The following is a 12,282-nucleotide window of genomic DNA, read 5'->3' as shown; positions in this document are numbered from 1 at the left end:
AACTCCTTATTTAAAATATTAATAAAATTTATTTCTAAAACTGTAAATACCACAAAAGTACAAAATGTATGTGGTTTCTACACCCCAAAAAAAATAATGCCAATAAGATTAAACCAGCTGTTGGTTTAGCCGCTCCTCAAATTGGACATAATCTTAAAATGTATTATATTCGAATTGAAGAGACAGATGAAGAAACAGAAAATAAAAAAATAATTGAACATGCAATGATTAATCCTAAAATTATTGGAAAAAGTGAACAAATAGCTTGTATAGAAGAAGGCGAAGGTTGTTTAAGTGTTAATGGTGATAAAGAAGGTTTTGTCCTTCGTAGTTTTCGAATTATTATTGAAGGTTATGATTATTTAAAACAACAACAAGTAACAATTACTGCCCGTGGCCTTGAAGCAATTGTTTTTCAACATGAACAAGGGCATTTAGAAGGAAACCTTTATTATGATTTAATTAATAAAACCGAACCTTGAATGAAAAAAAGTGATTGAATTATTTTATAAAAAAATATTTAAATTTTTTTAAAACAAAAGTTTTTTTTTTTTTTTGGTAATCTTACTAATCTTTATGTTATAATTTCTTGGATACTAGTAAATTAATTTTTTTCTTTTTAATAATATCCAATTTAATAAAGAAAAAACTATGCGTTAATTTTAGAATTATGAGGTGATAATTTCAATGAATGAAGAAAAGAAAGAAACAAGTAAAAACAAAGCAATAGTTACAAAACCAACTAGTATAGTAACAAAACAACCAATCCAAAATGTTGTTAAAAATAAAATTCCAACAAAAGTGTTTGCTTTAGGTGGATTAGAAGAAGTTGGAAAAAATACATATTGTATCGAGCATGATGAAGAGTTAATTATGCTTGATGCAGGAGTTAAATTTCCAAGTTCAACAATGCTTGGAGTTGATGCTGTTATTCCTAATTATAATTATTTAAAAGAAAACCAACGAAAAATAAAAGCATTATTTATTACACACGGCCATGAAGATCATATTGGTGGAATTCCCTATTTATTACGGGAAGTTAATATTCCAATTATTTATGCACCACGATTAGCAGCTGCTTTAATTCGTGATCGTCTAAAAGAAGCAAAATTGGAACAAACAACAATTGTTAAAGAAGTTGATAATATGAGTGTTATTAAAACAAAAAACTTTAAAATTAACTTTTTTGCTGTTAACCATAGTATTCCTGATGCCTTTGGAATTTCAGTAGTTACTCCAAATGGAAAAGTTGTTTCAACTGGTGATTATAAATTTGACTGAACACCATTAGGACATCGTGCTGATATTGAACGAATGGCAAATATGGGGCAAGAAGGTGTTATGTTATTAATGGCTGATAGTACCAATGCTGAAGTTGAGGGTTACACTCAAACTGAAACAAAAATTATTAAAAATATTGGTGAATTATTTGTTAAAGCTAAGGGGCGAATTTTAATTTCAACTTTTGCTTCAAATGTTCATCGAATTCAACATATTGTTGAAATTGCAAATAAATATGGACGAAAAATTTTAGTGTTTGGTCGAAGTTTAGATCGCATTATTAAAATTATTCGTCAAATGGGACATTTAAAAATTTCTGATAAAGCATTTATTAAAGCTAATGATGCTAAAAACTATAAAGATAATGAAATATTAATTATTTGTACTGGAAGCCAAGGTGAACCAATGGCAGCATTATCCCGAATTGCAAATAATCAACATCAACATATTTCTATTATTCCTGGTGATACTGTTATTTTTTCATCATCACCAATTCCCGGCAATCAAGCTGATGTTGAACGAGTTATTAATAAACTAGTTCGTGCTGGTGCTATTGTGCAAGAAAATAGTCCTTTAAATCAAATCCATACGTCTGGTCATGCTTCACAAGAAGAACAAAAATTATTATTTACCCTATTGAAGCCAAAATACTTTATGCCAATGCATGGTGACTATCGTATGCTTCGCCAACATGGTGAAACAGCAATTAGTGTCAATGTCCCAAAAGATAATATCTTTATTTGTGCTAATGGTGATCAAATTGAACTATTAAATGAAACAGCATCAATTGGTAAAAGAATTGAAGCTGAAGCTGTTTATGTTGATGGAAAAGATTTATCAGGGCAAACAACCGCTGTTGTTCGTGACCGTGAAATTTTATCAAAAGATGGGTTAATTGCTGTTGTTATTTCAATTGATTCGCAAAATAATCAATTACTAACACCACCACGCATTATTTCAAGAGGAAGTTTCTATGTTAAAGAATCTGGAAATATTATTAATGAATCAATTCGTTTAGTAACCGAAGCAGTTAATGAAGTTTTAAAAACCCAAAAACCAACTTTTGGCGCTCTTAAAAATGCTATTAAGCAATCATTATCTCCTTTCATTTACCGTTATAAACGTCGTAATCCATTGATTATTCCAGTAATTTTAAATAAAAAATAAAAGAATATGTAAAAATATTCTTTTATTTTTTAATATATTATGAAAATCATTTTTAATTCACCTAATAAATTTTTCTTTTCCTTTATTTACAATTTACAAATATAACATATAATTTAATATTAAGAGAGGAACCGATATATTATGACTAATGAACAAATTGAATTATTATGAAGTACCTTGAAAAAACAAAATAATAGTGTTAATCTTCCCCTTACCACTTTTCTTGGTTATAACCAAACAACTGACACTGGAACAGTTTTAGCATTATTTGATGCAAATGGTTATCCAGTTACCACATTAAATGGAATTGGATTTATTGCTTTTGATCACACTGTTTTTTTATGCCCTTGGCGGGGGTCAAATTTCTGACACAGGAATATTATTAAGAAAGACCATAAAATTTCTGTTTTTGATTTAAATAAACAAATTTACAAAAAAGTATATCTTCATCTTGTTGATACTAATGGTACAACAATTGAAATTAATGACTTATTAATCCAAAAAATAGATGTTAAACGTCGAATTAAAATTACAAAAAATCATACAGCCCAACATATTTTATCTTATATTATTGAGCATATTTTAAATGATGGTGATATGACAGATTCAGTTCAGATTAAAACTGATTATGCTTTCTTAGCAATGAATAAAAGTTGATAACTGATTAGAAATTATTTTAAGCGCTCGTAAACAAATTATTGAGAAATTAATTAATCATAACATTGCTAAAATTGAATATCAAATGCCAATTGCCCAGGCAAGAGAATTAAAAATTGCTCATCCAAATTTTGAATATGATCCAATTGTTCGTGTTGTTGAATTTCCAACTGCAACAATTGATTTATGTGTTGGAACCCATATTAATAACTTAAAAGAAATTAATTTTTTTGAAATTTGAGATTGTTGAGTTGATAAAAAGAAAGTTCGAATACAATTTTCAACAAATAAAGAAGCAACAGAAAGTTATTTTGCTAATTGAATTAACCAAAAAAAAGATAATTTATACCAAAGTATTAAAAAAATTAAAAGTTATGATGCTGAATTTAATTTCATAATACCTAATTTTGAAATTACAACAACAATCATTGCAAAAAATAGTTTAAATACGGAAATTGAACAATTAGAAAAACAATTAAATGAAATTGCAAAAGAAAAATATAAATTATTATTACAAACAATTGATAATACTGTTTTTCCATTCAAAGAAACAAGTATTAATAATAATTTAACAATCAAAGAAATTATTATTAATGATGAAAAAATAACACTTGAACTAATACGAAATAAATTAAATAAATTTTTACAAGAATATGAAAATAGCTTACTAATTTTTATTAATTCAACCTCAAAATATGGATTCATTAGTTTTACTAAAAAACATCAAAGTAAAATCAATCTTAATAACTTTTTACAAACCAATAAAAATGCCTTTGCAATATCTGGCAGCGGAACAGCTTTATTTATTAGTTTTACTTTTCAAAATGATATTAAACCATTTTTAGATCTTTTAATAGCAACAGTCAAACAAACAGAAATGGATTAAAAAGATGATATTATATATCATCTTTTTGTATGAAACAATTTGTTTACTAAATTTTTTAATAATTAGTATATTTTATTAAAATTATTTATATATTTAATTCTTTCCATAATCTTAACATTAATTATTTTGTTATATATAAAAATAATTATAAATGGTAAATAAATCAAAAAGTATATTAATTTAATTAAAATGATTTTCACAATAAATAAGATAGTATTTTATAAACTATGAAAAAATCTGTTAAGAATAAAAAAACAGAAAGGAAACAAGTGAAATAAAAAAAATATTTAGTTTGGCATCGTGTACGATGAAGCGGCAAAAAACAACTCTTGTTAGGGTTGTTTTTTATTTGAAATAAAACAACTCCTAAAAGGAGGTAATGATAATTAAACAACAAAAAATATGTGATGTTAATGATTGTTATAAAAAGTATCATTCATTATCGAAGAATTTTTATCAAATAAAATTTTATGAACTTGTGAAAAACATAAAGATTTATTGAATAAAGTAAAAGATAAAACTGTAGAAACCACATACATTTTGTACTTTTGTGGTATTTACAGTTTTAGAAATAAATTTTATTAATATTTTAAATAAGGAGTTGAAATTATGCAAACAAAGCAATATTTTATTTTGCGGTCATTAGTGAAAAAGTATGGAAAAGATATTGTTATTATACTGTCAATAAGATTGCAAAAGATATTGAAATTAAAAAGTAAAAGAATAAATTATTCCGCGTAATTTATTAGCGGATAATTTATTCAATAATGTTTTTTAAGTGGAGCAAAGCGACAACGAGCGGAGCGAGTTTGCAAATTTCAATTTTTTAATTTATTGAAAGGAGTTATATAATACCAGTATGATTAACATAAATATTTAGTATTTTGATTTTGTTAGGTATTTTTGCGTGAATTGGTTTATCAATTTATCAAAAAGTTAGACAAATTCAAGGTAAGAAAAAAGAAAAAAAAGAAATTGAAAAAAGGAGGATAGAAAATAATGAATTTTTTAGCAGATGCAGTTACTTTTGGGACTGGAATGGATTCTATTTAAACTGGATTAGGTAATGCAATGGGTAAAGTAAAAGATGCTGTATATGGTATTTTACCGCAGTTAATGACCTTTTTAGGTAATGCGTGAATTATTTTAATTCCATTTGGATTATTTATTATTATTAAGATATTAAACTTTTTCCGTCATATGGTTAAAGGATTTTAATAGAATATAACATTATATTTTAAGTTATTTTAAACAAAATTAAGGCACACTAGTTTATTTATTTTTTATTAATTTATTTTATATAACTATTACTTTAAAACTTAATAGTATTTTTCAGTGTGCCAATTTTTACTATTTTATATATTTAATATTGTTAATAACATTGTTAATTAAACATTAAATAAACAATATATTAGCATTATGTATAACATTGTTAATAATCAATGTTTTTATCAATAAATAAACAATATATAAACATTAAATATAACATTGTTTATTAAACAAACATTTAGTTAGGAAATGATAAGTAATGATTAATTATTTTGAATATAAATGTGAAACTTGTTTTAATGATATGAAAAAATTACGATTTGATGAATTTTATTGTTTAAATTGTTATAAAGGAGTTGAAAAAATTGAGTAGTTTTGTTAAGAAAAATCAAAATATAGAAAATTATTTTATTAGCAAGGAACTTATTCCTTTTGAAACAGATAAAGTAAGTTTTATAAATTTACCTAATCATAATCGCCATATTTGTTTTTGATTGAGTAATAAATTTATTTATCCTAGTGAAAAACATTCAAATCAAGTAGCAATCGGTTTAATTTATGATAATTCTTATTCTATTGTAAAATATGATGAAAATTTAAAACGACATGTTTAGAAATATTTAACTGGAACACAAATAATTAATTTATATAATCAATATAAACAAAATTATTTTATACAAATGAAAAAAGCATTATTCCCTGCTGAACCTCAAAAAGTAAAAACAAATAACAATAATAATTTAACAAATTAAACTGTTGAAAAAGTAGAGCAATTAATTCGCGATTTGGAAGAATTAGATAATGAGTTTATATAATTATTGAGTTCAATTTGTTAGTTATATTATTGGTTCAAATGCCCCTGAATTTTTATATGTTTTATCGTTTGTATTATTTATCGTTTTATTTTTTGGAATGTTTTTTAAACTTATTCAAAAAATGTGGAGTTTTTAAATATGCAAAATGATTGAGAAAAATTAAAAGAGTTTTTTATTCATGTTTTTTTGTTTATAGATAAAACAAATATTAAAAATATTACAACTTGAAATTTAACACAAAATGAATATTTAACTTTGATGGTTGGTGTTTGGATTGTAATTTTGTTTTTAACTTGGTTTTTATTGTGAATGATTTTTAAAATAGTTGGATATTTTAAATAATGAAAAAGTTTGCATTTTTTCTAATAAACTTTTGTTATATTAGTGGTTCAATGATTTTGTTTAGTTTAATTGATTTATTACTTTGAATAATTTCATTAAATTATACTGGTTTAGTATTTTGATTATTATTTGTTTTACAATGTGTTTATTTTGTTTGGTGAGTTTGAAAAAATATTTTTTATCAGTTAAATGTCTTTTGTTTAGTTTATTTTATTTGGGATAATCCTTTATCAGTAATTATTGGTAAATTAGGAACTGGTAAAACATTGCTTTTAACTTTTCTATCACAAGTTATGAAACTTTTAACGAAGAAAATTTATAGTAATTATCCAATTGAAGATGATGCAATAAAACTTTTAACTTTTAATAACTTAGATTTTACTGATAGAACTAAATTAGTACCACCTGATGATAGTTTAATTTTGTTTGATGAGAGTTTTTTATATATTGATGGAACTAGTCCCCACGAAGTTAAAAAAGTTCATGGTGGTAAAAGTGTGTAAATTGTTTTAGTAAGACATTTTAAAAATAGAGCAATTTTTACCGTACAGCGTGAGGGAATGATGTGAAATAATATTTGTCATTTAGCAAGTGGTATTATTATTCCGATTTCATTAAAAAAACCCGTTAAGTCAAAATTAGGTAATATTTTTTAATCGTGGTTTTGTTATGCGAATTGGTATTTTTCAAGATATTACAGATTATGAAATTTGAAAAACAAAATCAGTAGAACGAACAGCAGAAGGTAAACGAGCAAAACATAAGTCAGATGTTTGATTAGGAATTCGGTTTTTTAAGATAATTATTCCGCTTGAATTTGCTAATAAATATGATAGTCATTGATTAAGTTTTGTCCGTGATTTAAAAAATGATGAAGTTATTAATAAAAAAGAATACTTTTGAAAAGATATATCAAAATTAAACAATAAACAACGCTTAGAATTGTTTGATATTGATATTTTGAAAGAAAATTTAAAAGCAAAAAAGGGAAAGAAAAGATAAAAAATGAGTAATTTATTAAGTGAAAGCGTTAATAACGATAATTGAAATAAGATTTTTAGTTTTATTTTTGATACTTTTTTATTTGTTTTTGATGTGATTTGAAATACAAAATTACCAATGACAAATATAACAATTGCTTATTTTTTAATCTTTTTTATGGTTATTAAGTTATCAATTTATGCTATTCACGGAACATCAACTAATTATAATGATTTAGGTTCAACGGTTAAAAGTGGTGTTATCAATAATTCTAAACTATACGGTGTTACTGTTCGGAGTGTTTCTAGTACTAAACAAGGTTTACAAAAACATATTAAAGAACGAAAACAATTTAAAGTTAGTCGCAATAAACAACAGTTATCAAGTTTAGCAAAACAAGCAAAAACAAGAGAACAAGGATTTAAAATAATTCATAGCACTAAAAGAATAAAAAAATAAGTAAGGAGTTGATTTTATATGATTAAGTTAGTTTTATTGGTAGCGGCAATCGTTATATTTGGAACCGGATTTATTACGATTATTATTAATCAGTTGACATCAGCAAAAAATATTATTATGGATTTATATAATTCTGATACTTGGTTATTATCTATTTTTGGTAAAATGGCGATTTTATTTAATCATCCGTTAGTGTTAACAATATCAAGTTTATATATTATTGGTTTTATTATTTCAAAAACATTATATAGTTAGGAGTTAAATTTATGAAAAGTAATGTAGAAAATAAAAAAGAAAAGAAACAAAATGGTTTATTTATTTCTTGGGTTGATTTGATTTTGTATTTTATTATAAGTTTTTTGTTAACGCTTGTATGTGTATTAGATACAGTTTCGACGATTGAATAATTAAAATAAAAATATGCTGGTATAAATGGTTGTATAATTTATGGTTTATGATTTGATATATTGTGATATATATTAATAATTCATTATTTTTATGGTTATTTATTTAATGAAATTATTAAATTAATAAAAGAAAATCGTAAAAATAAGTTGGTAGATAATAATGCGTAAGTTTTTAGTATTATTTTCGTTTGTACCAATTTTATTGATTTTTTTCATTGGGTGCAATGAAATTACAACAAAAACATCAATCACAACAAACAGCAAAACAAATAAGAATAAAGCGAAGTGTAGAAACGGGCATTAATGAAACTGATTTTATTAATACGATGTTTTTACGCAGTACTTTTTTTGAAAATTGGTCAGAAACAAATTACTTTATTAATCCGACTTTAAAAACAACACAATCATTAACTTATAATGATAAGTGATATTTAGATTTTTTAAAGGATAGTTATTCAACTGGAATTTCATTTGATAAACCAAGTGATAAATTTATGGATTTATATAAAAATTGAGATAGTTATGTTAAACAGTATAACATTAATAAATTTTATGATGTTGATAGAAAACAATTTTTAAGAGAATTAATAAATTTTGCTTATTCTTTTACAAATAAATATAATTTAACACAAATGTTAAATAAATTAAAAACAAATATAAATAATTTACAATCGGTTAATTTAATTGAAGATAATTGAAAATTAGTTAATGATTATAATTCATTTGTTTTTAATATAGATAATAAATTTTATTTTTTTGTTTTTCAACCTTTTAATAGCAAACAATGAAAAATATTAAAATTTAAACATGATACAAATAACGCCAAAGAAATAGATGGTATTCCGTTTATTCCCAGTGATATAAAAGTTTATGTTGAAATGAGTAAATTAAAAGGTCTTTATTATTGAGATAGAGTTGGTGAACCACAAAAACCAACAATTAATCCTAATACTGGTGAAATTATAAATTGAAGTGTTGAAAATCAAAATAAAGTTAAAGATTTTTTAAATAATTATTTAGATGTTATTATCCAAGAAAATATTCGAGTTCAACAAGGTGGTAATCTAGATTATGATGATCCAAATTTAGGTAGTCAAAGAATTATTTTTGATTTTGAAATTGTTGATAATATGGAAAAATCTGTTAAAGGTAATATTTTAACTAAAAAATCAATTTATCGGATGATTTTAACAATTGATAAAGATAATAGTAAGTAAATTTTTCATATTTGTTCCTTTTTTTATCAAATTCTATTGACATTATATATACAAGCATTTTTAAATATATTTTAGAAAGGATACTTACTTATTATGATTATGATTGTTTAAAAAAGTTTGAAGTTTTATAAATTATTGACTGTATGTATTATTTAAGGGTTTTAATTAATATCTTAGAAATTGTGGAATAAAAATACCACTTACTTATCTAAATTATATTACTTTTAATTTTATTGTCAACAATATTTTAACATTTTTTAAATTTTTCCACGACAAAAATACATGTTTATTAAAGTTATTTAATTTATTAGATAAAATTAATAAAAATATAAGTTTGGTTGTAAATTATTATTTACAAAATTATTAACTGAATAATTAATTCTATTTTCTTCTAATGGTTCATTAGTATTAAATAAATTAATTTTATTTTTAAAATTCATCATACTAGTATTTAATTTATTTTTAAGAGTTTTTTCATGATAAGTTGCTTTTTTAACCAAAACACCTTTACAGTAATGTGATATATCACCTTCAATATGACAACCAATATTATTTCATAATGTTTGATTTCTGACACCTTCTTCATTATTTTTAATTAATTTAATTGTCTCTTTTAAGAATTTCATTTTTGATTCTTTTATAAAAGAAGCACTGTTTTCTAAGAGTTCTAATAATTCTTCATATTTACCATTAAAAAAATAATCGACTGCTTTATGGTATGTTTCTCTGTTTTCTTTGTTTTTACTTTGATAAGGATATAATTTTTTAAATCTACTTGTAAGGTGAAATTTATCTATCGTGTAATGTACTTTATTTTTAGGAAAATATTCTTGAATAAATTTTGCCATATTTTTAATTCAAGGTGCACCATCTCCTAATACCATAAATTCAATATTGTCATTAATATCATAATAACTTGTAATTAATGTAAGTAATTTACTAACAAAATTAATTAATTTACTATTTTTTTTTAATATATTCTGGAATATTATCTAGTTCTATAACTCCTAATTTATTTGCAATTACAGGTCTTTTTTTAGTTGATTTTGTTTTATCAAAACCAGTATGAACAGTTGAAAATATACTATGTTTTTTTATTTTTTCTTTCCCCTTTTTATTTTCATTTCACATTTTTAAATAAGTTCCATCAATTTGAATATATAAAGTATGAGGTACCTTTATTTTTTTATCAGTTTTATTAATATAATATTCTTTATCAATTTTTGCATTTTTCATAATATTTGATATTGTTTTTATACAAATTTTTACATGTTCCATAGTATCTAAAATATCTTGATATGTTTTTTTATTGCCAACAAATGATAATATTTTTTCTTTAACAGAATTATCTATTCTTTGTCATTTTTTAATTCCTAAAAGTTTATCCAAAGGAAAAATATATTCTTCTTTACCTGTTTCTTGATTAATTTTATAATATTTTCTTCTTTTAAAAGTTATTTTCCCATTTAAAATAGTTAATTTTCTTGGTTTTATTTCTTTTACTTTATAATTTTTAAATTCTTTTAAAGTTTCATCAATTTTATAATTTTTAAAAATTCATTCATCACAATCTTCTAAACTTTGTTGAATAATTTCAATACTTTGTATATTTAATAAATTAATAAAATTATTTAAAAAATTGTTATCAACATTTATCATTTTTATACCATCTTTTCTATAGTTTAGGACTTTAGCACAAAAATAATGAAAATGCAAAAAAAAAAAAAAATATTATTTTTTTATTTATTGTGTTATAACTAAAGTGTTAATTATTAGCAAATTAATTTAACTGAAAAAAGTAAAATAATTTACTTTTTTTTATTTTGATGTAAAATATAGGTAATAAAAAAAGAACCAAGTTGGTTTTTTTGTTATATTTTCAGGATTAATTACTCTTTTATTTAATCATATTGTTTAAATAATAGCAATTTTAATATGCAAAAAGGAGTAAAAAATGAAAGAATTTAATCCAAAAACAGCAAGTTTGGCAACTTTTTATCGTAAAATAGAGAAATTTTGAGAAAATAAATCACCTAATAAACCCTATACTTTGAATGATTTAACCAATGAATTCAACTTTTCTCGCAAGTGAAGATATGATACTTATGCGAGCGAAAAGATAGTTCCTTTGCTTGAAAAACAAGTTGATAAAATTGAAAGTGAAATAATTAACTTTATAATGAAATCACCAGATGGTGCTAAATTATATTGACAACGAGCATTTAATTATAAATATTCACTACAAGAAAAAGAACTTGAAAAAGAATTAAACTTAAATAATCAACAACCAATAATTGTTAATTTACAAGCGGATATTAGAGATATTAAAAAAGAAAGTGATAATAATTCTTAATCATTTTACTTATTTGTTAGAAATTCCTTATTGGTTATTACAAAATAGTAGTATTGGTAATAAATATCCATTTGTTAAAAAATATGAATTAGTTAATGAAATTAATCAAATTGGGACACGATATAGTGGTAAAACTATATCAAATATTAAAATGTTTGGTGAATTATTAAAAATTAGTTTATTAATTAAAGAGTCGATTTGTATAATTGCTAGCATGTATTGGAGTAAAGATTTAAAAGATAGTGTCTTTCAAAATATATGAAATATGTTGGATGAAAATCATATTCCTTATAGTATTAATTTATCAAATTTTACTTTTACTTTATCAAATGGTAGCAAAATATATTGTAAAGGTTTATATTCACCAAGTCGAAAAGAAAAATTAAAAGCATTTGCTGATTTAAATAAATATAAATTAGTTATTGATTGACGATAAGAATGTAACCAA

At 22.9% G+C, this 12,282-nt stretch carries 18 protein-coding genes and 1 pseudogene; 17 read left to right on the top strand and 2 right to left on the bottom strand.

Annotated features, from left to right (window positions below; genetic code table 4):
• The first annotated feature begins 68 nt into the window (after positions 1-68).
• The 15 genes and pseudogenes from def (at position 69) to ABNT63_RS03400 (ending at position 9,481) form a co-directional block, all read left to right on the top strand.
• Positions 69-512, top strand: coding sequence for a peptide deformylase (gene def, locus ABNT63_RS03465; RefSeq protein ID WP_348736501.1), 444 nt, complete (start codon positions 69-71; stop codon positions 510-512).
• 175 nt (positions 513-687) lie between these two features.
• A complete protein-coding gene (gene rnjA, locus ABNT63_RS03460; RefSeq protein ID WP_348736499.1) occupies positions 688-2,448 on the top strand; it encodes a ribonuclease J1 in 1,761 nt (586 codons plus the stop codon).
• 141 nt (positions 2,449-2,589) lie between these two features.
• Positions 2,590-3,108, top strand: a complete 519-nt coding sequence (locus ABNT63_RS03455) for a hypothetical protein (RefSeq protein ID WP_348736497.1) — start codon at positions 2,590-2,592, stop codon at positions 3,106-3,108.
• Positions 3,109-3,190: 82 nt separating this feature from the next.
• Positions 3,191-3,991 (top strand): hypothetical protein, encoded by an 801-nt coding sequence (locus tag ABNT63_RS03450; protein WP_348736495.1) that lies wholly within the window; start codon positions 3,191-3,193, stop codon positions 3,989-3,991.
• Positions 3,992-4,600: 609 nt separating this feature from the next.
• Positions 4,601-4,732 carry a hypothetical protein gene (locus tag ABNT63_RS03445; RefSeq protein ID WP_348737210.1) on the top strand — a complete coding sequence of 44 codons (132 nt, stop codon included), beginning with the start codon at positions 4,601-4,603 and terminating at the stop codon, positions 4,730-4,732.
• A gap of 143 nt (positions 4,733-4,875) precedes the next feature.
• Positions 4,876-5,058, top strand: a complete 183-nt coding sequence (locus tag ABNT63_RS03440) for a hypothetical protein (protein ID WP_348736494.1) — start codon at positions 4,876-4,878, stop codon at positions 5,056-5,058.
• A 4-nt stretch (positions 5,059-5,062) separates the two neighbouring features.
• Positions 5,063-5,209: a hypothetical protein gene (locus tag ABNT63_RS03435; protein ID WP_348736492.1), complete on the top strand. Its 147-nt coding sequence runs from the start codon at positions 5,063-5,065 to the stop codon at positions 5,207-5,209.
• A 416-nt stretch (positions 5,210-5,625) separates the two neighbouring features.
• A pseudogene (locus tag ABNT63_RS03430) lies at positions 5,626-6,012 on the top strand (DUF3627 domain-containing protein).
• 201 nt (positions 6,013-6,213) lie between these two features.
• Positions 6,214-6,417, top strand: a complete 204-nt coding sequence (locus ABNT63_RS03425) for a DUF2649 family protein (protein ID WP_348736490.1) — start codon at positions 6,214-6,216, stop codon at positions 6,415-6,417.
• Positions 6,417-6,920, top strand: coding sequence for a hypothetical protein (locus tag ABNT63_RS11355; protein ID WP_431607835.1), 504 nt, complete (start codon positions 6,417-6,419; stop codon positions 6,918-6,920). Before ABNT63_RS03425 ends, ABNT63_RS11355 begins: the two co-directional genes overlap by 1 nt.
• 166 nt (positions 6,921-7,086) lie before the next feature.
• Positions 7,087-7,419: a hypothetical protein gene (locus ABNT63_RS11350; RefSeq protein ID WP_431607834.1), complete on the top strand. Its 333-nt coding sequence runs from the start codon at positions 7,087-7,089 to the stop codon at positions 7,417-7,419.
• 3 nt (positions 7,420-7,422) lie between these two features.
• Complete coding sequence (locus tag ABNT63_RS03415; protein WP_348736488.1) at positions 7,423-7,857, top strand: hypothetical protein; 435 nt, start codon at positions 7,423-7,425, stop codon at positions 7,855-7,857.
• An 18-nt stretch (positions 7,858-7,875) separates the two neighbouring features.
• A complete protein-coding gene (locus ABNT63_RS03410) occupies positions 7,876-8,112 on the top strand; it encodes a hypothetical protein (protein ID WP_348736486.1) in 237 nt (78 codons plus the stop codon).
• Between the two features lie 11 nt (positions 8,113-8,123).
• Positions 8,124-8,264, top strand: a complete 141-nt coding sequence (locus tag ABNT63_RS03405) for a hypothetical protein (RefSeq protein WP_348736484.1) — start codon at positions 8,124-8,126, stop codon at positions 8,262-8,264.
• 224 nt (positions 8,265-8,488) lie between these two features.
• Complete coding sequence (locus tag ABNT63_RS03400; RefSeq protein ID WP_348736482.1) at positions 8,489-9,481, top strand: spiroplasma phage ORF1-like family protein; 993 nt, start codon at positions 8,489-8,491, stop codon at positions 9,479-9,481.
• Positions 9,482-9,798: 317 nt separating this feature from the next.
• Here the strand turns inward: ABNT63_RS03400 and ABNT63_RS03395 are convergent, their stop codons facing one another.
• Both ABNT63_RS03395 and ABNT63_RS03390 read right to left on the bottom strand, forming a co-directional pair.
• Complete coding sequence (locus ABNT63_RS03395) at positions 9,799-10,365, bottom strand: UPF0236 family transposase-like protein (protein WP_348736480.1); 567 nt, start codon at positions 10,363-10,365, stop codon at positions 9,799-9,801.
• A gap of 76 nt (positions 10,366-10,441) precedes the next feature.
• Positions 10,442-11,140, bottom strand: a complete 699-nt coding sequence (locus tag ABNT63_RS03390) for a UPF0236 family transposase-like protein (protein ID WP_348736478.1) — start codon at positions 11,138-11,140, stop codon at positions 10,442-10,444.
• 295 nt (positions 11,141-11,435) lie between these two features.
• Between ABNT63_RS03390 and ABNT63_RS03385 the strand changes: the two genes are divergently transcribed.
• Together ABNT63_RS03385 and ABNT63_RS03380 are read left to right on the top strand one after the other, a co-directional pair.
• A complete protein-coding gene (locus ABNT63_RS03385) occupies positions 11,436-11,834 on the top strand; it encodes a hypothetical protein (RefSeq protein WP_348736476.1) in 399 nt (132 codons plus the stop codon).
• Positions 11,818-12,270 carry a hypothetical protein gene (locus tag ABNT63_RS03380; protein ID WP_348736474.1) on the top strand — a complete coding sequence of 151 codons (453 nt, stop codon included), beginning with the start codon at positions 11,818-11,820 and terminating at the stop codon, positions 12,268-12,270. Before ABNT63_RS03385 ends, ABNT63_RS03380 begins: the two co-directional genes overlap by 17 nt.
• Positions 12,271-12,282 lie beyond the last annotated feature (12 nt).

Origin of the sequence: Spiroplasma endosymbiont of Ammophila pubescens (genome assembly GCF_964020965.1) — a bacterium.
Classification (GTDB): domain Bacteria; phylum Bacillota_I; class Bacilli_A; order Mycoplasmatales; family Mycoplasmataceae; genus Spiroplasma.
This window is presented reverse-complemented; position numbering and strand designations above follow the sequence as displayed.